This window comes from Streptomyces sp. NPDC000983 (assembly GCF_040299205.1).
In the GTDB taxonomy this organism is placed as follows: Bacteria; Actinomycetota; Actinomycetes; order Streptomycetales; family Streptomycetaceae; genus Streptomyces.
This window is the reverse complement of sequence record NZ_JBEPBM010000029.1, coordinates 75,883-96,390: the sequence shown is the minus strand read 5'-3', so window position 1 is coordinate 96,390 and position 20,508 is coordinate 75,883. Positions and strand designations below refer to the sequence as shown.

Sequence of the window (20,508 nt, the reverse complement as noted above, 5' to 3'; positions counted from 1 at the left end):
TAGCCTTACCTCAGCCGATCGGACAAGTCGTCGTGGCGGCAGGATGCGGTGGGAACGCGCACATCAAAGAAGGAGACTGTCGTGTCGGCGAACAGCTTCGACGCCCGCAGCACGCTGCAGGTGGGCGACGAGTCGTACGAGATCTTCCGGCTGGACAAGGTGGAAGGCTCGGCCCGCCTTCCGTACAGCCTCAAGGTCCTGCTGGAGAACCTGCTCCGCACGGAGGACGGCGCGAACATCACCGCCGACCACATCCGCGCCCTCGGCGGCTGGGACTCGCAGGCCCAGCCCTCGGAGGAGATCCAGTTCACGCCCGCCCGCGTGATCATGCAGGACTTCACCGGCGTCCCCTGCGTCGTGGACCTCGCCACCATGCGCGAGGCCGTCAAGGCGCTCGGCGGTGACCCGGCGAAGGTCAACCCGCTCTCCCCGGCCGAGATGGTCATCGACCACTCCGTCATCGCCGACAAGTTCGGCACCCACGACGCGTTCGCCCAGAACGTCGAGCTGGAGTACGGCCGCAACAAGGAGCGCTACCAGTTCCTGCGCTGGGGCCAGACCGCCTTCGACGACTTCAAGGTCGTACCCCCGGGCACCGGCATCGTCCACCAGGTGAACATCGAGCACCTGGCGCGTACGGTCATGGTCCGCAACGGCCAGGCGTACCCCGACACGCTCGTCGGCACCGACTCGCACACCACGATGGTCAACGGCCTCGGTGTGCTCGGCTGGGGCGTCGGCGGCATCGAGGCCGAGGCCGCGATGCTCGGCCAGCCGGTCTCCATGCTCATCCCGCGCGTCGTCGGCTTCAAGCTGACCGGTGAGCTGACCCCCGGCACCACCGCCACCGACCTCGTGCTCACGATCACCGAGATGCTGCGCAAGCACGGCGTCGTCGGCAAGTTCGTCGAGTTCTACGGCGAGGGTGTGGCGGCCACGAGCCTCGCCAACCGCGCCACCATCGGCAACATGTCGCCGGAGTTCGGCTCCACCGCCGCGGTCTTCCCGATCGACGACGAGACCCTGAACTACCTCAAGCTCACCGGCCGCTCCGAGCAGCAGGTCGCGCTCGTCGAGGCGTACGCCAAGGAGCAGGGCCTCTGGCTGGACCCGAAGGCCGAGCCGGACTTCTCCGAGAAGCTGGAGCTGGACCTCTCCACGGTCGTCCCCTCCATCGCCGGCCCGAAGCGCCCGCAGGACCGCATCGTCCTCGCGAACGCCGCCGAGCAGTTCAAGCAGGACGTCCGCAACTACGTCGACACCGTCGACGAGGCGGGCCAGGAGTCCTTCCCGGCCTCCGACGCCCCGGCCGTCGCGCCCAACGGCGCCCCGTCGAACCCGGTCACCGTCACCGCCCCCGACGGCTCGACGTACGAGATCGACCACGGTGCGGTGACGGTCGCGGCCATCACCTCCTGCACCAACACCTCGAACCCCTACGTCATGGTCGCCGCCGCGCTCGTGGCGAAGAAGGCCGTGGAGAAGGGCCTGACCCGCAAGCCGTGGGTCAAGACCACCCTCGCCCCGGGCTCGAAGGTCGTCACCGACTACTTCGACAAGGCGGGCCTGACCCCGTACCTCGACAAGGTCGGCTTCAACCTCGTCGGCTACGGCTGCACCACCTGCATCGGCAACTCCGGCCCGCTGCCGGAGGAGGTCTCCAAGGCCGTCAACGACCACGACCTCGCGGTCACCTCGGTCCTCTCCGGCAACCGGAACTTCGAGGGCCGGATCAACCCCGACGTCAAGATGAACTACCTGGCCTCCCCGCCGCTGGTCGTCGCGTACGCCCTCGCGGGGTCCATGAAGGTGGACATCACCAAGGACGCGCTCGGCACCGACACCGAGGGCAACCCGGTCTTCCTGAAGGACATCTGGCCCTCCGAGGCCGAGGTCAACGACGTCGTCGCCAACGCCATCGGCGAGGACATGTTCGCCAAGTCCTACCAGGACGTCTTCGCGGGCGACGCCCAGTGGCAGGCCCTGTCGATCCCGACCGGCAACACCTTCGAGTGGGACGCGGAGTCGACCTACGTCCGCAAGCCCCCGTACTTCGAGGGCATGACGATGGAGACCACCCCGGTCACCGACATCACGGGCGCCCGCGTGCTCGCGAAGCTCGGCGACTCGGTCACCACCGACCACATCTCCCCGGCCGGCGCCATCAAGGCCGACACCCCGGCCGGCAAGTACCTCACCGAGCACGGTGTGGAGCGTCGTGACTTCAACTCCTACGGCTCGCGCCGAGGCAACCACGAGGTCATGATCCGCGGCACCTTCGCCAACATCCGCCTGCGCAACCAGATCGCGCCGGGCACCGAGGGCGGCTACACCCGCGACTTCACCCAGGCCGACGCGCCGGTGTCGTTCATCTACGACGCCTCGCAGAACTACCAGGCCGCCGGCGTGCCGCTGGTCATCCTGGGCGGCAAGGAGTACGGCTCCGGCTCGTCCCGCGACTGGGCCGCCAAGGGCACCGCGCTCCTCGGCGTCAAGGCCGTCATCACCGAGTCGTACGAGCGCATCCACCGCTCGAACCTCATCGGCATGGGCGTCCTGCCGCTGCAGTTCCCGGCCGGCCAGAACGCCGACTCGCTCGGCCTGACCGGCGAGGAGACCTTCTCCATCGCCGGCGTGACGGAGCTCAACGAGGGCACCACCCCGAGCACGGTCAAGGTCACCACCGACACGGGCGTCGAGTTCGACGCGGTCGTCCGCATCGACACCCCCGGTGAGGCCGACTACTACCGCAACGGCGGCATCATGCAGTACGTGCTGCGCAACCTGATCCGCGGCTAGTCTCCGGCGCCCCAGGGCACCCGGGCCGCATCCCCTCCGCGAGGACGGGGATGCGGCCCGTCCGCGTTCCGGGGCGGACGCGGGCCCGGCCCACGGGTGCCGCCCAGGTGGAACACAGCGGTCCCTCAGCCGGGCGGGACAGCATCGGGACATGTCTGGTAATTGGGGGTCCCGCACCGGGCGGGTGCGCGTACTCGTCGTCGACGACGAACCCGGCCTGCTCGAACTGCTGTCCGTGGCCGTCACCGAGGCGGGATGGCAGCCCCACCCCGCGCCCGACGGGCACAGCGCGCTGAGGCTCGCCCGCGGCTGCGCCCCGCACGCCGTCGTCCTGGACGGCATGCTGCCCGACCTCGACGGCCTCCAGGTCCTGCGCAGACTGCGCGCGGAACAGCCCGACCTGCCCGTGCTGATGCTCACCGCCCGCGACGCGCTCGAACACCGCCTCGACGGACTGGAGGCGGGCGCCGACGACTACGTCACCAAACCCTTCTCCCTGGAGGAGGTCGTCCTCCGGCTGCGCGGACTGCTGCGCCGCGCCGGCGGCGAACACGCCCGCCGCGAGGACTCCGTACGCGTCCTCGGCGACCTGGTGATGAGCCGTGAGACCCGCGAGGTGCACCGCGCGGGCCGGCCCGTCCGGCTCACCGCCAAGGAGTTCGAACTCCTCGGCCTGCTCCTGGACCACCCGCGCCAGGTCCTCAGCAAGGCCCAGATCCTGGACCGCGTCTGGAGCGGCTCCTTCGACGGCGGCGGCAACCTGGTCGAGGTCTACGTCTGCGGCCTGCGCCGGAAGATCGACAAGGGCCGCGCCCCGATGATCCACACCGTGCGCGGCCTCGGCTACGTCATCCGGGCTGGGGCTGGGGCTGGGGCTGGGGCGGGGGCTGACGGCGGATGACCCGGCGCCCGCGCACCCGCTCCATCCGGGCCCGGCTGGTGCTGTTCATCAGCGCCACCCTCGTCGTGGTCTGCACCGCGATGGCCCTCACCACCGTCCTCGTCCAGCGCGCCGCCCTCCTCGGCCACCTCGACGACCGGGTCGCCGACGCGGCCGAACGCAGCCTCGGCGGCGCCGCGCTCCACCCCGACGACACCGACGGCCTCGGCTTCCTGCACGAGAACGGCCAGCCCGCCGGGCTGCTCGCCGCCCGGCTCGCCGCCGACGGAACCGTCCTCGCCGCCGCCCTCGTCCACCAGGACGCCGACCCCGAGGAACTCGCCACCACCCAGCGCGCCGCCCTGGACGGCATCCGGACCGACGGCACCCGGCACACCGTCACCGTCCCCGGCCTCGGCACCTACCGGGTCGCCGCGCTCGACGAGGACGGGGTGCGGGTCCTCACCGGGCTGCCCATGGACGACGTCCAGGACATGATCGGCGGCATGGTCGTCGCCGAGGCCGCGGTCGCAGCCGCCGGACTGGCCGTCGCCGGCTGCGCCTGCGCGGTGGTGATACGGCGTCAGCTGCGCCCGCTCGGCCGGGTCGCCGCCACCGCCGTCGAGGTCTCCCGCGCCCCGCTGGACCGCGGTGAGGTCAGCGCCCTCACCCGTGTCCCGGCCCGCGACACCGACCCCGGCAGCGAGGCCGGCCAGGTGGGCGCCGCGCTCAACCGGATGATCGAGCACGTCGAGTCCTCGCTGGCCGAACGCCGCCGCACCGAGGAGCGGATGCGCCGCTTCCTCGCCGACGCCGGCCACGAACTGCGTACCCCGCTCGCCTCCATCGCGGGCTACGCGGAGCTGATGAACCGCGGCACCGACCGGATCGAGCCGGTCCTGGCCTGGCGTCGGGTCCGTTCCGAGTCGGCCCGGATGACCGGCCTGGTCGAGGACCTCCTGCTGCTGGCCCGCCTCGACGAGGGGCGCCCGCTGGAGTCCGCCGAGGTGGACCTGGCGGCGCTGGTCGCCGAGGTGGTGTGGGACGCCCGGGCCGCGGGCGCCGGCCACGACTGGGGGCTGGAGTTGGACACCCCGGCCGTGGTGCTGGGCGACGAGGCCAGACTCCACCAGGTGGTGGGCAACCTGCTGGCCAACGCCCGGGTGCACACGCCGGCGGGCACCCGGGTGGTGGCCGCCGTGACGGTGAGCGGTACCGACTGCGTCGTCCGCGTCACGGACAACGGTCCCGGGATTCCGCCCGCCCTCCTCCCCACGGTCTTCGAACGCTTCACCCGAGCCGACGTCTCGCGCTCCCGCACACCGGGCATCGACAGCGGGTCGGGCCTGGGACTGGCCATCGCCACGGCCATCACCGCGGCCCACGCCGGCCGCCTCGACGTGCACAGCAGCCCCGGCCGCACGGAGTTCACGCTCCGTGTCCCCCTGGCGGGGGTGGCGCCCACGGTAGCGACGTGCTCGGCGAGCTAGCGGCACGGGGCGTTCGAGCCGTTTACAACCCCGTCCGATGGCGCTAGGTTCCGGACCAGCGGGGTGGGAGCGCTCCCATCCGCGTCGGACCGGAACCCGCCCGGACCCGCTCCCGCCCCGCCCACCGGTGCGGTGCCTGTTGGGCGCGGGGTGGTGGGGCTGGGCGCGCCCCTGGCGGCACCGCGGATGCCGCTGGCCTTGCGGCCGTGACCTGATGGGGGCGGCCCGGAGGGGGCTGGGCGCGCAGTTCCCCGCGCCCCTGGCGGCGCTGCCGGCACCGCTGGTTTTGCGGGTGGTCGGTGTGGGTTGTGTGTTGGGTGCGGCCTGGTGGGGGCTGGGCGCGCAGTTCCTCGCGCCCCTTGGCGGGGCTGTTGGTGCCGGTCGCCGTGGGTTCCGCTCAGCTTGCGTGACGTACACACAGTTCGGCCGGGCCAGCTGGCCGGACCGCAACGCACACTGGCCGCCTGCGCCGATGGGGCCGCGAATCGAACGGTGTTGGCAGTGCCGCCAGGGGCGCGGGGAACTGCGCGCTCGGCCCCCACCGTCCCGCGCCCAACAGGCAACGCACACTGGCCGCCTGGGTCGACGGGGCTGCGAATCGAACGGTGTTGGCAGTGCCGCCAGGGGCGCGGGGAACTGCGCGCCCAGCCCCCATCGGGCCGCACCCAGCAGGCAACCCGCTCAGCCGATTGCGACGACGTGGGCCCATGCCGGCGGGGTGTCCGGGACGTAGTCCGGGTCGTCCTCGTCCGCGGTGCCCGCCGGGCGGGGGAAGAGCCCGACGACCGTCCGGCAGGGCGGCTGCGCCGACGGCCACGGCGTCTGCCCGTCGGTGAACGCCACGATCACGTCCGGGCGGGGCCGGGCCGCCAGCGCCCGGGCGAAACCCGAGCGCAGGTCCGTACCCCCACCCCCGATCAGCTCGATGTTCTCGGCCCGGCACAACGGCACCGCCACCCCCGCCGCCGCATCGCAGGAGATCACCGAGACCAGGTCCCGCCGTCCGCCCACCGCCCGCGCGATCGCCGCGACCTCCAGCAGCGCGCCGCCCAGTTCGGAGTCGCTCACCGAACCCGACGTGTCGATCACCACGCACACCCGCGGCGGCGTACGGCGCAGACTCGGCAGCACCACCCCCGGCAGCGCGGCCGACCGCCGGGACGGCCGCCTGAAGGTGTGGTTCTCGCCCACCCCCGGCGCGCCCGCCGCCGAGCGCACCGCCGCCCCCAGCAACTGCCGCCACGGCTGCGGCGGATGGAACGCCTCCTCCGCCCACCGCTGCCAGCCGTCCGGGGTCGTGCCGCGCCGGCCCTTGATCCCCTCGGCGACCCGGAAACGGACCGCGTCCCGCTGCTGCCGGGTCAGCCCGTGCGCCCCGCCCGGCCCCAGCTCCCACGGCCGAGGCTCCCCGTCGGCACCGCTGCCGCAGTCCAGCCAGGCCAGTTCCGCGGCCAGGCCGTCCAGCGAGGCCGTGCGCAGGTACTCCTCCATCAGCAGTCCGGTGGGCAGCCGCAACAGGGAGGGGAGGACCGCACCGGTGGGCCGGGGCAGCCCGTCGCCGTAGATGTCGTCGTTGATCTCGAAGTCCGCGGCGATGTTCTGCCGCAGCCGGCCCAGCCGCGAGGAGCGGGCGTCCCCCGTCCCGCCCTCCTCGTGGGCGCGGGCGTAGCGCTCGCCCCGCCCGTGGTGGTCGCGGAGCAGATGGGAGACCTCGTGCACCCAGACGCCCGCGAGTTCCTCGACCGGGGTCCGGGCCACGAAGCCGGGGGAGACGTAGCAGCGCCAGTGCGCGTCGACGGCCATCGTCGGAACGGCCCGGTCCTCGACCACATGCAGCGCGAAGAGCGCGTCGGCGAGATAGGGGCGGACCTTGACCGCGTGCAGCCGGGCGGCCATCAACTTCTCCATGTCGAGGCGGAGTCCGGCCGGGTTCTCCGGCCCGGAGGGACCGGTGGGGGCGGCCGGGACGGTCACCCGCACCGGCCGCGGCGGCGGAGGCGGCGCCATCGGATACGGCCGCGGGGACGACCGCCCGACCCGCGCCCCGCCCACCCCCGTCATCGGCCCACCTGCGCCCCTGCGCCCCGACCCGCGGCAACCCGCCGCACCGACCGCTCCGCCCGCTCGGCGAGCCCGATGACCGAGGCCAGCCGCTCCACCGCCGCCGGCACCTCCCAGTCGTCGCGCCGCAGCGAGGCCAGCGCCGTGGCCGGGGCGACCAGTAGATCCGGGGCGCCCGTCTCCAGGGCCCGCACCAGCACCGCCCAGCCCGCCTCCCACCGGTCCCGTTCCGGGCGCGCCCCGACCGCGGCCACCACCGCCTCCAGTGCGGCCTGCCGCAGATCACCGCGCTCGGGCAGCTCCGCCGCCCCCGGATCGGCCAGCAGCGACTCCGGGTCGGGCAGGTCCATCCGGTCGAGATGGGCGAGGAGTTCGAGCCCGGCACCGTCACCGACCGCGCCCCGCACCAGCAGGGCCAGCACCTCCCGGGAGGCACCGGCCGCCGTACCGAAGGCCAGCAGGGTCAGCGCGGTCTCCCAGCTGCGGGGCGAGGGCCAGGCACCGCCGCGCCGGGCCTCGGTGCTCGGCAGCCGGTGGATCAGGGTCGGCCGGGCCGCGAGGAAGCCGCAGACCGCGCGCCGCGCGAAGGCCACCGCGTCCGGCAGCAAATCGGAGTCTAGAGACGGAAGTTCGGCCCGGGGCCAGACGCCGCCCAGGCCCCGTACGACCACGTCCTTGTCGTGCACCCAGTACAGGTGCACGAACCGGTTGGCGAGCGGTGGGCTCAGTTCCCACCCGTCCGCCGCCGACGCCCGGGGGTTGGCGGCGGCCACGATCCTGATCCCCGGCGGGAGTTGCAGGGCCCCGACCCTGCGCTCCAGCACCACCCGGAGCAGCGCGGCCTGGACGGCAGGGGTGGCGGTGGACAGCTCGTCGAGGAAGAGCAGTCCCTTCCCGGCGCGGACGAGGTCCACCGCCCACTGCGGGGGCGCCATCGGTACGCCCAGGGTGGCGGGGTCGTCGCCCACGATGGGCAGTCCGGAGAAGTCGGTCGGTTCGTGGACGCTGGCGATCACGGTGGTCAGCGGCAGGTCCAGGGAGGCGGCGAGCTGGGTGAGCGCCGCGGTCTTGCCGATCCCCGGCTCGCCCCACAGCAGGACGGGCAGGTCGGCCGAGACCGCCAGGGTGAGCGCGTCGAGCTGGTCGTCGGGGCGGGGCTCGGTGGTGGTGGTCCGTAGAAGCGTCAGCAGGTCGTCGGCGACGGAAAGCCGGGACGCGGTCGGGGGCGCGGTCGGGTTGGTGGTCGGGGTAGCGGTCGCGGACGCGGTCGGGAACGGGTCGACGGGCAGGAGCGTGCTGGAAGTCATGGCATCACCAGGGGAGTTCGAAGGGTTCGGACAGCGGTCCGAAGAAGGAAAGGCAAGAGGAGAGCGCGGAAGGGCTCGGCCGGTCAGCGGGCCTGACCGGTGCGAGGCCGGGCCCGGCCGACCCGCTTGGCCACCAGCGGGAAGGGCGCACGACGCCCGAGCCGCGGACGGCGGCGCGCACCGCCGGCACCGCCGGCACCGCTGGAACCACCAGAACCGCCGGCACCGGGATGCCCGGCGACCAGCCCCGCTCGGTAGAGACCGTGCTCCACCCGGCGTGCCGCGGCCGTCTCCAGCGCGTCCCGGAGCGGCCCCTCGCGCAGGACGGCCCCGGACCCGAGCAGCCCCTCGACCACGGCCAGGGCCCCGGCGACATCGCCGTGGGCCAGCCGCTCCCGCACCGCGGGCAGCGCCTCGGGGCTGCGGTGGACGGCGTCGATCGCCCGCAGACAGGGCAGCGGCGGCCCGCCGAGCGCCACCAGCAGTTCCTCGCGCCGCAGTTGGGCCGGATCGTGGTCGACGGCGGCGAGCACCCCGTCCCGCAGCGCGATCCGGTGCACCTCGCCCCGGCACTCCACCCGGTGCGGATCCCCGCCCCCGCCGAACAGCCGTGCGGGATCGGGCACTTCGTCAGGTTCCGTGAGCCCGTCACCCCTCACCAGAGCGGCGGCGACGAGCGGATGGAGGCGCGAGGGGTCGACGAGCCCGGCGCGCAGCAGCTCCAGGTCCGGCAGCAGCCGGGACGCCGCCTCCGGCAGGACCGGAAGCACCGCCGTCTCCTGCGCGGGCGGTACGCACCGCACCGGACGGCAGACCGGAACATGGCCGTCGTCGGGGGCGACGAGTTCGAGCACCGCGTGCCGGCCCGTGCCGAGCCGTACCGTGAAGGCCCCGCGCGCCCGACCCTCGGCGCGCAGCAGCACCTCCGCCTCGGCGGCCCAACGGCCCACCGCCCAGCCGGAGTCGGGATCGAGGTCGAGGCCGAGGTCGGGACCGGCGTCGACGGGTGAGCCGGCCGACCGCGCACCGCAGCGCCGCGCCAGGTCCGCGCCGAGCGCCGGGTCCCACAGGTGCCGGTGCAGATCGAGCCGGAAGCGCCGGTCGGGGTGCGGGTGCGGATGGTGCCCGGCGGCCGTCGGCCCGGACTCCTCCCACAGGGACAGCGCCATCCGCTGCCCGGCGTCCGCCCGGTTCGGCGGGGTCCGCACCACCAGGTGCAGCGGAGTGTCACCGGCGCGCCGGTAGCGGGCCAGGGAGAGGGTCAGGCCGGGCCGGAGCCGCCCGTCGGGGGCGATCCTGGGCATGTGCCAGCGCAGCAGATCAGGTGCCAGCAGGCGCAGATCCGTGCGGAGCCGGGCGGTGAGTTCGGTGCCGTGGCGGTGGCGCACGGCGCGCAGATCGAGATCGGGGTCGATCCGGGCGGCGGCGCAGGCCCCGGCCCAGTCCCCGGCCGCACGGCGTGCGGTCGCGGTCTCGATCATGGACGGGGGCACGGCGTACTCGCGTACGCGGAGCCACATGAGCAGGCGGGGCGGAATCCCGTTCGCGAAGTGAGCTGCCATCAGCACTCACCTTGCGTGAACGAGTCCCCCAATCGGTGCGAGGCGAAGGTCGTCATCGGCGGCATCATAAGCACGCCCACGGCGATCTGTCAGTCGGGATTTTCCGGGGACCGGTTCCGGCGACGGCGAAGCGGGGGAGACGCCGGCCCGGCGCCGCCCCCGCAACAGGCCCTATCGGGCGAGCAGTTCGACCTCCGACAAGGTCGCCTCGCCGTCCAGGACCAGCCGGTACTTCTCGTAGGTCCGCGGTGTGCGCACCGAGAACGCCCGGGTCTGCCGGTCCCAGGTGAAGGACTCGTCCACCCGCCGGTCCAGCGTCGTCCACTCGGTGCCGTCGGAGGACCCCTGGAGGGTCCAGCCGGTCGGCGCCTTCGTGCGGTCCGCCGAGGTCAGCGTGTACTGGACGGCCTTGGCGGGCTCCGCCGTCGGCAGGTCCACGCCGGTCACCGCCGCGTTGGTCGCCGAGGTGTCGTCGAACAGGGCGCCCTCACCCTTCAGCACGTCCGCCCGGGGCGTCGGCACCCGGTCGTCCCTGGTGAGGGAGACGGGCGCCGCCTTCTTGCCGGTGCCCCAGGACGACGGCCGCGGTCCCATGTCGAACTCCAGGACCCCGCCCTTCGCGAGCAGCTCGTGCGGCAGCGAAGTCGACTTCCAGGGCTTGCCGTTGACCTTCAGGCCCTGCACGTACACGTTCCGCGCGCTGTTCTTCGGCGCCTTGACGACCAGGTCCCGGCCGTTCTCCAGGTGGACGGTCGCCTTGGTGAACAGCGGGGAGCCGACGGCGTATTCGCCGCTGCCCATCACCAGCGGGTAGAAGCCGAGCGAGGAGAACAGGAACCAGGCCGACTGCTCGCCGTTGTCCTCGTCGCCGTGGTAGCCCTGGCCGATCTCGCTGCCGGTGTACAGGCGGGACAGCACCTCGCGGACGTTCTTCTGCGCCTTCCAGGGCTCCCCGGCCGCGTCGTACATGTAGATCGCGTGGTGGGCCACCTGGTTGGAGTGCCCGTACATGCCCATCCGGACGTCCCGCGCCTCGGTCATCTCGTGGATGACACCGCCGTAGGAGCCGACGAAGTCCGGCGAGGCGGTCTCCGGGGTGGAGAAGTACTCGTCGAGCTTGTCGGCGAGGCCGGAGCGGCCGCCGTAGAGGTTGGCGAGGCCGCGCGAGTCCTGCGGGGCGGTGAAGGCGTAGCCCCAGCCGTTGGTCTCGGTGTAGTCGTGGCCCCACACCCGCGGGTCGTACTTCGAGGACTCCACCCGCCAGTCGCCCTCGGCGCTCCGGCCCTGGAAGAAGCCGGCCTCGGAGTCGAAGAGGTTCACGTAGTCCTGGGCGCGGTTGAGGAAGTACTCCGACTCCTCCTTGTAGCGCTTCTCGCCGGTCTCGCGGTACAGCTCCTGGCCCATCCGCGCGATGCCGTAGTCGTTGAGGTAGCCCTCCAGCGCCCAGGACAGGCCCTCGTGGGTGTCGGTGCTGGTGTACCCGAGGAACGGCGAGGTCGCCATGCCCTTGCGGCCCACCCCGGAGGAGGGCGGCACGACGGTGGCGTTCTTCACGGCCGCGTCGTACGCCGACTTCGCGTCGAAGTCGACGCCCTTGACGTACGCGTCCGCGAAGGCCACGTCGGAGGAGGTGCCGGTCATCAGGTCGGCGTACCCCGGGGAGGACCAGCGCGAGGTCCAGCCGCCGTCCTTGTACTGCTGGACGAACCCGTCGACCATCTCGCCCGCCTGAGAGGGCGTCAGCAGGGAGTAGGCGGGCCAGGTGGTGCGATACGTGTCCCAGAAGCCGTTGTTGACGTACACCTTGCCGTCGACGATCTTCGCCCCGGTGTGCGTCGGGGTGTCGGGGTTCGGCATGGGCGAGAAGGGCGAGGCGTACTGGTACTTCGAACCGACCTTCTCGAAGCCGGAGTTGGGGTACAGGTAGAGCCGGTAGAGGCTGGAGTACAGGGTGGTCAGCTGGTCGGGCGTGGCGCCCTCGACCTCGACCTTGCCGAGGATGCGGTCCCACTGGGAGCGGGCGCGCTCCTTGACGGCGTCGAACGAGGTGCCGTCCGGGACCTCCTGGCGCAGGTTCGCCTTGGCCTGGTCGACGCTGATCAGCGAGGTGGCCAGGCGCAGGGTGACGGTCCGGTCGTCGCCCGCGGCGAACCGCAGGTAGCCCTTGACGCCGCTGGAGGAGCCCTCGGTCACCGGCTTGTCGAACTCGCCGTACACGAAGAGCCGGGTGGCCCCCGTGGACAGGCCCGACTTCACGTCGGAGTAGCCGGTGAACGTTCCGGTCTCCTGGTCGAGGGTCAGCCCCGCCTGGTCGGTGACGTTGTCGAACAGGACGCTGGTGTCGTCGCCGGGGTAGGTGAAGCGCAGCACCGCCGCGTGGTCGGTCGGGGTCATCTCGGCCTTCAGGCCGTTCTCGAACCGCACCCCGTAGTAGTACGGCCGCGCGGTCTCGTTCTCGTGCCGGAAGGCCAGCTCACGGGCGTCGCGACCGGTCTCCGGGGTGCCGGTGGCGACGGACGGCATCACCTGGAAGGTCTGCCGGTCGCCCATCCAGGGGCTCGGCTCGTGGCTCGCGCTGAACGCCTGGATCGTCGGCAGGTTGTCCGCGTTGTTCCCGCGCGCGTAGTCGTAGAGCCAGCTCAGTGAGCCCGCGTTGGTCACCGGGGTCCAGAAGTTGAAGCCGTGCGGCACGGCCGTCGCGGGGAAGTTGTTGCCGCGCGAGAAGCCACCGCTGGAGTTGGTGCCCCGGGTCGTCACCGCGTAGTCCGACAGATGGGCCTTCGGCCGCTCCCGGGGGACGTTGCGCAGCGCCACGTCGTCCAGCCAGCCGCGGAACTTCGCCGGGCCCTTGGGGGAGTCGTAGGCGACCAGGATCCGGTCCACGGTCCGCCCGGCCGCGACGGAGCCGATCCGCGAGGCGACGTTGTTCCACTGGTTGACGTAGAGGATCTTCGACGCGCCCTGCCCGCGCGGGGTGAGCGGGAACCCGTGCAGGTCGGTGGCGTTGAGGTCGCTGAGGTAGGTGCCGTCGGTGAAGGCGAGGTCGACGGAGACGTTCGTGGCGTCGTAGTCGAGATCGCCGTCGGCCATCGAGGGGAAGATCCGGTACGACAGCTGGGTGTCCCGGCCGACCGCCACATCGACGTCGAAGACCTTGTTGTACGAGTGCGCCGGCCCGTTGGCGGTGTGCCGGCCCGCGTACCGCAGCGCCCGCTTGCCGGTGAACCCGGCGCCCGCCTTCGCCGTCGGCGAGCCGCTCGGCCCCCGGTCGACCAGGGAGAGCATGTCCTTGGGCACCGGACCCTCGCCGTCGCCGGTGGAGAACTGCACGTCGGCGAGTTGGAGTATCCCCGAGGCGCCGTTGTTCGAGGTGACCTCCAGCCGGAAGTGCCGGTACTCGCCCGGCTCGGCGATGTCGAAGGTCCGGGTCTGGAACCGCTCGGCGAAGGACTCGCCCGACCGGGAGTCCAGGGTCGTCCAGTCGGTGCCGTTCGCCGAGCCCTTCAGGGTCCAGTTCCGCGGGTCCCGTCCGGCGACGTCGTTGGCCGAGGTGAGCGCGTACTGCGCGACCCGCACCGGTGCGTCCAGGTCGAACTCCACCCAGCCGGTGGATTCGAAGACCAGCCACTTGGTGCTCGGCTCCAGGTCGACGAGGTTCTCCTTCACCTCGCCACCGCCCGAGTTCTCGCCGTTCGCCCGCACGTCCGTGACCCGGCCGGTCACATTGCCCGGAATGCCCGAGCTGTAGCCGCCGTCGACCCCGGCCGTCCGCGGTGTGCCGTCCGGCCCGGTGTCGACCGTGTTCAACCAGTCCGGGGCAGGGTCGCCGCTCTCGAAGGAGGAGGCGAACTCCCGGTCGGCGGACGGGGCCTCGGGCAGCGCCACCGCGACGCCCTGCGAACCCACCGCCAAAGCGAAAGCGGTCGCCCACACGACCGCGGTGCCACGTCTGTGCCTCATCGACAAGCACTCTCCCTGCGCTCTGGACAACGTTGTCAGCTTCGGTGCGCAAGGATTAGTTGAGGCTCAAGTCCACTGTCGTGTCAAGGGTGTTGGCTGTGGCATTCGGGGGTGATGGCGGGGATATTTCCACCGGCGGGGGCACAGCCCGCTCATATTTCCAAGAGGTCTCAACTCGGAAAAGACCACCGGTGAACCTTGCATTCGATCTTGCTCCGTCGGCCGGAAGTGGACTATACCTGTCGGCGATTCACGGTACTTCCCGCACGACCCTGCTTGACCTGACCGCGGTGCCGGCGAGGATCCGGTTCACCGCCTGAGTCCTGGAGAAGGCGAGGACTTGAGCATGGGATCCACTTCCGGTCCGAACAGCACAGACGGCACCAACCGCCGCGATCTGATCAAGCGGTCCGCCGCACTCGGTCTGATCACGGTGCCCACGATGGGCTTCCTGTCGGCCTGTGCGAGCGGCGGCGGCGACGACAACTCCGGCAACGACAGCGAGGGCAAGACCTCGAAGTCGAACCCCTTCGGCGTGAAGAAGGGCACCAAGCTCGACGTCGTCGTCTTCAAGGGCGGCTACGGCGACGACTACGCCAAGGCGTGGGAGGCGTCCTTCGAGAAGAAGTGGGGGGTCACCTCCACCCACACCGGCACCCAGGAGATCACCGGCAAGCTCCAGCCGCGGTTCAACGCGGGCAACCCGCCGGACATCGTGGACGACTCGGGCGCCCAGCAGATCCCGATCGACGTGCTCCACAAGAACGGCCAGCTGCTCGACCTCGCCGAGGTCCTGGACTCCCCGTCGGTCGACGACCCGGGCAAGAAGGTCCGTGACACCCTGATCCCGGGCACCCTGGACGCGGGCATGCAGAGCGGCAAGGTCGTCGCGCTGAACTACATCTACACGGTGTGGGGCCTGTGGTACTCCGGCAAGCTCTTCGAGGAGAAGGGCTGGGAGGCGCCCAAGACCTGGGACGACTTCCTCGCCATCTGCAAGGACGCCAAGTCCCAGGGCATCGGGGGCCTGGCCCACCAGGGCAAGTACCCGTACTACATCAACGTCGCGATCATGGACCTCATCGCCAAGACCGGCGGTCTGGACGCCATGAAGGCGATCGACAACCTCGAACCCAACGCGTTCGTCGGCTCCGAGGCCGCCACGGCCGCCATCGAGGCGGTCTACGAGGTCGTCGAAAAGGGCTACTTGATGCCCGGAACGAACGGTCTGACCCACACCGAGTCCCAGACCCGGTGGAACCAGTACAAGGCGGCCTTCATCACCAGCGGTTCCTGGCTGGAGAACGAGCAGCTGAAGCAGACCCCGGAGGACTTCGACATGAAGTTCCTGCCGATGCCGACGCTGCCCGGCAGCAAGCTGCCGTTCGAGGCGATCCGGGCCGGTTCCGGCGAGCCGTTCATCATCCCGGCCAAGGCGAAGAACCTGCCCGCGGCCAAGGAGTTCATGCGGATGATGCTCTCCAAGGAGTGGTCGACCCTGTTCGCCAAGGAGGCGAACTCGCTGACCATCCTGGCGGACGGCGTCGACTCCAGCGTCCAGCTGCGCCCCGGCACCCAGTCGACGGTCGAGGCGTCCAAGGCGGCCGGCGACAACACCTTCCGGTTCCTGTACACCGAGTGGTACAGCGAGATGGGCGCCGCCATCGAGAACGCGTCCAACGAGCTGATGGCCAAGCGCATCCAGCCCAAGGAGTGGCTGAAGCGGGCGCAGGCAGCCGTGGACAAGCAGGCCGAGGACCCGGAGTCCAAGAAGAACCGCCGGGACTGATCTCGCGCACGACCGACCGCGTTCCGGGCCGGACACCACCGGCCCGGAACGGGACTTCAGGGGCAGGAAACGCCTATGCGTAAAGGGCAGCACCGGTTCGTCGCGGGATTTCTGTTCGCTCCCGTGGCGCTCTATCTGATCTTCGTGATCTGGCCTTACATCCAGACGTTCGGCTATTCGCTGACCGACTGGCAGGGCCAGTCGCAGACGTTCGACTTCGTCGGCCTGGACAACTACACCGCGTTGTTCGAGGACGACATCTTCATGGGGGCGATCTGGCACAACATCCTGTTCCTGATCTTCATCCCCGCGATCACGATTCTGCTCGCGCTGTTCTTCGCCTTCATGCTGAACGCCGGCGGGCGAGGACGGGCCGGCGGAGTGGCCGGAGTGGCCGGCTCCGGGTTTTACAAGATCGTTTACTTCTTTCCGCAGGTCCTGTCGCTGGCGATTCTCGCCGTGCTCTTCGGAGCGGTGTACCGCAGCGACGGCGGCGGCATGCTCAACGGCGTCCTCATCAAGATCGGCCTGGTCGACACGGAGCGCCCCGTGGAGTGGCTCAACGAGCCGAACATGGTGCTCTGGGCCCTGATGGCGGTGGTCGTCTGGCACGGCGTCGGCTTCTACCTGGTGCTGTTCTCCGCGGCCATGCAGTCCATCCCGCGCGACATCTACGAGGCCGCGCTGATCGACGGCGCCGGACGCGCCCACACCTTCTTCCGCATCACCCTGCCGCTGCTGTGGGACTCCGTGCAGACCGCGTGGGTCTACCTCGGCATCGCCGCCATGGACATGTTCATCCTGGTCACCACGATGACCTCCGGTGACTACGGCGGCGGCCCCGACCACCACAGCGAGGTCATGGCGACGGTGATGATGCGCAACTTCCTGATGTACGGAAAGAGCGGCTACGCCTGCGCCATGGGCGTGGTCATGCTGCTCCTCACCCTGATCGTGTCCGTGGTCACGCTGCGCGCCACCCGCCGCGAGCGCATCGAGTTCTGAGCGGGAGAGACGACGACATGAGCGCACCCATCAAGGAATCGGCACCCCCGACCCCGCCCGCGGTCAGCACGGCACCGGCCCGACCGGGCGACGAACGCGGCGAGGGCGTCGTGCTGAACGTCTTCTCGCACGGCTTCCTGGCCCTGTGGGCGCTGCTGATCGTGCTGCCACTGCTGTGGCTGGTGCTCAGCTCCTTCAAGTCCGACGTGCAGATCGGCTCCTCGGCCTTCGGCTGGCCCGAGAACTGGTCCCTGGACGTCTTCTCCCGGGCCTGGGACAAGGGCATCGGGGACTACTTCCTCAACACCGTCATCGTGCTGGTCTTCTCGGTGCCGCTGACGATGCTGTTCGGCGCCATGGCGGCGTACGTGCTGGCCCGGTACGAGTTCTGGGGCAACCGGTTCCTGTACTACTTCTTCGTCGCCGGCGCGATGTTCCCGGTGTTCCTGGCGCTGGTCCCGCTGTTCTTCATGGTGAAGCGGCTGGACATGCTCAACACCTACCAGGGTCTGATCCTGGTGTACGTCGCCTACTCGATGCCGTTCACGGTCTTCTTCATGCACGCCTTCTTCCGGACCCTGCCGACCGCGGTGTTCGAGGCGGCGATCCTGGACGGCGCCTCGCACAGCCGGGCGTTCTTCCAGGTGATGCTGCCGATGGCGAAGCCGGGACTGCTCAGCGTCGGCATCTTCAACACCCTGGGCCAGTGGAACCAGTTCATCCTGCCGACGGTGCTGATGCAGCCGCAGAGCGGCGACGATCCGGAACGGTATGTCCTGACCCAGGGGCTCATCCAGCTCCAGCAGCAGCAGGGCTACGCCTCGGACCTCCCGGTGCTCTTCGCGGGCGTCACCATCGCCATGATCCCCATGCTGGTTGTGTACCTGTCATTCCAACGGCAGGTGCAGGCGGGTCTCACCTCCGCGACCTTGAAGTAACCCTCGGAAATCGCTCGTGCACACGCCGTTCTCTTCCCTGGGAGCGGCGTGTGCGGGTGTGTGCTGGACCCCGGATACTGTTCAACCTCTTGACGGGAGGCAACCCGAACGGCTCAGCTTAGAGTTCACTAGTTGGACATAGACGGGGCCTCGCTGAAGCGGTCCCGCGCGCAGGAGGTCGTCGTGGAGACTCCGGGGTCGCAGTCGTCGCTGCACCGAGCCAACCTGGAGCGGGTCGTGCGTGCCGTCAGACTGGCGGGCTCACTCACCCAGGCGGAGATCGCCAGGACGACGGGACTGTCGGCCGCCACGGTCTCCAATATCGTCCGGGAACTGAAGGACGGCGGGACCGTCGAGGTCACGCCCACGTCGGCGGGCGGCCGCCGGGCCCGCAGCGTCAGTCTGAGCGGCGACGCCGGCATCGTCATCGGCGTCGACTTCGGTCATACCCACCTACGGGTCGCGGTGGGCAACCTCGCCCATCAGGTGCTGGCCGAGGAGTCCGAGCCGCTGGACGTGGACGCCTCCGCCGCGCAGGGCTTCGACCGGGCGGAAGAGCTGGTCAACCGCCTGATCGCGGCGACCGGCGTGGACCGCACGAAGATCGCCGGCGTCGGCCTGGGAGTGCCCGGGCCGATCGACGTGGAGTCCGGCAGTCTGGGCTCCACCGCCATCCTGCCGGGCTGGACCGGCACCAGGCCCGCCGAGGAGCTGCGGGGGCGGCTCGGCGTGCCGGTGCACGTGGACAACGACGCCAACCTCGGCGCCCTCGGCGAGCTGGTCTGGGGGAGCGGCCGGGGGGTCCGGGACCTGGCGTACATCAAGGTCGCGAGCGGTGTCGGCGCGGGTCTGGTGATCAGCGGAAAGATCTACCGCGGGCCGGGCGGCACAGCGGGAGAAATCGGGCATATTACACTTGATGAATCCGGCCCGGTCTGCCGTTGCGGAAACCGTGGCTGCCTGGAGACCTTCGCGGCCGCCCGCTACGTGCTGCCGCTCCTCCAGTCCAGTCACGGCACGGATCTCACCATGGAAGGCGTTGTGCGGCTGGCCAGGGACGGAGATCCGGGCTGCCGTCGGGTGATCGCCGACGTGGGCCGTCACATCGGCAGTGGAGTGGCCAATCTCTGCAATCTCCTGAACCCGAGCCGGGTGGTCCTGGGCGGTGATCTCGCCGAGGCCGGCGAGCTGGTTCTCGGGCCCATAAGGGAGTCCGTGAGCCGGTACGCGATCCCCAGCGCGGCACGTCAACTCTCCGTTCTCCCGGGGGCCCTTGGAGGCCGTGCGGAAGTGCTCGGAGCGCTCGCCCTCGCACTGAGCGAGATGGGCGATTCGACCCTTTTGGACGGCACCCTGCACGCTGCGGCGCCCGCCTTCACTTAGAGAACGGATGGCACCGTTGCCAACCCGTTAAGGATTTACTTCTTGACGTCGCACGCGTGGCCGAGTTGACTTCCAGCCACCTCGGCCGCAACGTCGCGGCCTCGTCAGGGAGGTTTCTAGAGTGAACACGCGTATGCGTCGTGCCGCCGTCGCCGTTGCCGCAGGTGCAATGGCCATCTCGCTCGCCGCTTGTGGCAGCGCCGATGAGGCCAACGACAGTGGTTCCAACGAGTCGAGCGCCAAGAAGGGCGACGACATCAAGGTCGGTCTCCTCCTTCCGGAGAACCAGACCGCGCGGTACGAGAAGTTCGACCGCCCGCTGATCGAGAAGAAGATCGGCGAGCTGACGAACGGCAAGGGCGAGGTCGTCTACGCCAACGCCAAGCAGGACGCCAGCCAGCAGAGCCAGCAGGTCGACTCGATGATCACCAACAAGGTGGACGTGATCATCCTGGACGCGGTGGACGCCGCGGCCATCAAGTCCTCCGTGCAGAAGGCCAAGGACGCGGGCATCCCGGTCGTCGCGTACGACCGCCTGGCGCAGGGCCCGATCGACGCCTACACCTCGTTCGACAACGTGACGGTCGGCAAGACCCAGGGCGAGGCGCTCCTGAAGGCGCTCGGCGACAAGGCCAAGGACGGCCAGATCGTCATGATGAACGGCTCCTCCACCGACCCGAACGCCGCCAAGTTCAAGGAGGGCGCGCACTCCGTCCTCGACGGCAAGGTGAACGTCGGCAAGGAGTACGACACCAAGGAGTGGAAGCCGGAGAACGCCAACGCCAACATGGAGGGCGCGATCTCGGCGATCGGCAAGGACAAGATCATCGGCGTCTACTCCGCCAATGACGGCATGGCCGGCGGCATCATCACCGCCCTCAAGGCCGCCGGCATCGACGTCCCGGTCACCGGCCAGGACGCCGAGCTCGCGGGTGTGCAGCGCATCGTCACCGGTGAGCAGTACATGAGCGTCTACAAGCCGTACGCCCCCGAGGCCGACGCCGCCGCCGAGATGGCCGTCGCGCTCGCCCAGGGCAAGTCGCTCGACTCCATCGCCGCAGACACCGTGGACAGCCCCACCAACAAGGGCATCCCCTCGATCCTGGTCGACGTCACCTCGCTGACCCAGGAGAACATCGCGGACACCGTCGTCAAGGACGGCGTCTACACCGTCGAGGAGATCTGCACCGCCAAGTACAAGGCGGCCTGCGACAAGATCGGTCTCAAGTAGACAGCTGCAAGTCCCTTCACAGGTACGGGAATTCGTCCTTGAATTCCCGTACCGGACTTGATGCTCCACAGCTCCTCCGGCGCCCCGCGCATTCGACAGCCCC

General features: G+C 70.5%; 12 protein-coding genes. 8 read left to right on the top strand and 4 right to left on the bottom strand.

Going from position 1 to position 20,508, the window contains the following annotated elements:
• Positions 1 to 81 precede the first annotated feature (81 nt).
• The 3 genes from acnA (at position 82) to ABT296_RS28110 (ending at position 5,169) form a co-directional block, all read left to right on the top strand.
• Positions 82 to 2,799, top strand: coding sequence for an aconitate hydratase AcnA (gene acnA / locus ABT296_RS28120; RefSeq protein ID WP_351931454.1), 2,718 nt, complete (start codon positions 82 to 84; stop codon positions 2,797 to 2,799).
• 151 nt (positions 2,800 to 2,950) lie between these two features.
• Positions 2,951 to 3,700, top strand: coding sequence for a response regulator transcription factor (locus tag ABT296_RS28115; protein WP_351931453.1), 750 nt, complete (start codon positions 2,951 to 2,953; stop codon positions 3,698 to 3,700).
• Positions 3,697 to 5,169, top strand: a complete 1,473-nt coding sequence (locus tag ABT296_RS28110) for a HAMP domain-containing sensor histidine kinase (protein WP_351931452.1) — start codon at positions 3,697 to 3,699, stop codon at positions 5,167 to 5,169. Before ABT296_RS28115 ends, ABT296_RS28110 begins: the two co-directional genes overlap by 4 nt.
• A 681-nt stretch (positions 5,170 to 5,850) precedes the next feature.
• Here the strand turns inward: ABT296_RS28110 and ABT296_RS28105 are convergent.
• From ABT296_RS28105 to ABT296_RS28090, 4 genes are all read right to left on the bottom strand, one after another.
• Positions 5,851 to 7,077 (bottom strand): vWA domain-containing protein, encoded by a 1,227-nt coding sequence (locus tag ABT296_RS28105; protein ID WP_502977345.1) that lies wholly within the window; start codon positions 7,075 to 7,077, stop codon positions 5,851 to 5,853.
• A gap of 149 nt (positions 7,078 to 7,226) precedes the next feature.
• Positions 7,227 to 8,537 (bottom strand): AAA family ATPase, encoded by a 1,311-nt coding sequence (locus ABT296_RS28100; RefSeq protein ID WP_351931450.1) that lies wholly within the window; start codon positions 8,535 to 8,537, stop codon positions 7,227 to 7,229.
• 83 nt (positions 8,538 to 8,620) lie between these two features.
• Positions 8,621 to 10,099: a hypothetical protein gene (locus ABT296_RS28095; protein WP_351931449.1), complete on the bottom strand. Its 1,479-nt coding sequence runs from the start codon at positions 10,097 to 10,099 to the stop codon at positions 8,621 to 8,623.
• Positions 10,100 to 10,270: 171 nt separating this feature from the next.
• Positions 10,271 to 14,059, bottom strand: a complete 3,789-nt coding sequence (locus tag ABT296_RS28090; RefSeq protein WP_351931448.1) for a GH92 family glycosyl hydrolase — start codon at positions 14,057 to 14,059, stop codon at positions 10,271 to 10,273.
• 346 nt (positions 14,060 to 14,405) lie between these two features.
• Here ABT296_RS28090 and ngcE point away from each other — a divergent pair, with 346 nt between their 5' ends.
• The 5 genes from ngcE (at position 14,406) to ABT296_RS28065 (ending at position 20,405) form a co-directional block, all read left to right on the top strand.
• Positions 14,406 to 15,848 (top strand): N-acetylglucosamine/diacetylchitobiose ABC transporter substrate-binding protein, encoded by a 1,443-nt coding sequence (gene ngcE / locus ABT296_RS28085; RefSeq protein WP_351931447.1) that lies wholly within the window; start codon positions 14,406 to 14,408, stop codon positions 15,846 to 15,848.
• Between the two features lie 75 nt (positions 15,849 to 15,923).
• Positions 15,924 to 16,853, top strand: coding sequence for a carbohydrate ABC transporter permease (locus ABT296_RS28080; protein ID WP_351931446.1), 930 nt, complete (start codon positions 15,924 to 15,926; stop codon positions 16,851 to 16,853).
• A 17-nt stretch (positions 16,854 to 16,870) separates the two neighbouring features.
• Positions 16,871 to 17,791, top strand: a complete 921-nt coding sequence (locus tag ABT296_RS28075) for a carbohydrate ABC transporter permease (protein ID WP_351931445.1) — start codon at positions 16,871 to 16,873, stop codon at positions 17,789 to 17,791.
• Positions 17,792 to 17,974: 183 nt separating this feature from the next.
• The gene (locus ABT296_RS28070; RefSeq protein ID WP_351931469.1) at positions 17,975 to 19,174 is read left to right on the top strand and encodes an ROK family transcriptional regulator; all 1,200 of its coding nucleotides are present in this window, start codon (positions 17,975 to 17,977) and stop codon (positions 19,172 to 19,174) included.
• A gap of 133 nt (positions 19,175 to 19,307) precedes the next feature.
• On the top strand, positions 19,308 to 20,405 hold the full coding sequence (locus ABT296_RS28065; RefSeq protein ID WP_351931468.1) for a substrate-binding domain-containing protein: 1,098 nt from the start codon (positions 19,308 to 19,310) through the stop codon (positions 20,403 to 20,405).
• Positions 20,406 to 20,508: the final 103 nt, after the last annotated feature.

What these genes read in the sequence shown, in the direction of transcription:
- ABT296_RS28115 (WP_351931453.1), top strand. Translation starts at nt 2,951, where the DNA reads ATGTCTGGTAATTGGGGGTCCCGCACCGGGCGGGTGCGCGTACTCGTC.
- ABT296_RS28065 (WP_351931468.1), top strand. Translation starts at nt 19,308, where the DNA reads ATGCGTCGTGCCGCCGTCGCCGTTGCCGCAGGTGCAATGGCCATCTCG.
- ABT296_RS28110 (WP_351931452.1), top strand. Translation starts at nt 3,697, where the DNA reads ATGACCCGGCGCCCGCGCACCCGCTCCATCCGGGCCCGGCTGGTGCTG.
- ABT296_RS28080 (WP_351931446.1), top strand. Translation starts at nt 15,924, where the DNA reads ATGCGTAAAGGGCAGCACCGGTTCGTCGCGGGATTTCTGTTCGCTCCC.
- ABT296_RS28105 (WP_502977345.1), bottom strand. Translation starts at nt 7,077, where the DNA reads ATGGAGAAGTTGATGGCCGCCCGGCTGCACGCGGTCAAGGTCCGCCCC.
- ABT296_RS28090 (WP_351931448.1), bottom strand. Translation starts at nt 14,059, where the DNA reads ATGAGGCACAGACGTGGCACCGCGGTCGTGTGGGCGACCGCTTTCGCT.
- ABT296_RS28075 (WP_351931445.1), top strand. Translation starts at nt 16,871, where the DNA reads ATGAGCGCACCCATCAAGGAATCGGCACCCCCGACCCCGCCCGCGGTC.
- ABT296_RS28100 (WP_351931450.1), bottom strand. Translation starts at nt 8,537, where the DNA reads ATGACTTCCAGCACGCTCCTGCCCGTCGACCCGTTCCCGACCGCGTCC.
- ABT296_RS28095 (WP_351931449.1), bottom strand. Translation starts at nt 10,099, where the DNA reads ATGGCAGCTCACTTCGCGAACGGGATTCCGCCCCGCCTGCTCATGTGG.
- ngcE (WP_351931447.1), top strand. Translation starts at nt 14,406, where the DNA reads ATGGGATCCACTTCCGGTCCGAACAGCACAGACGGCACCAACCGCCGC.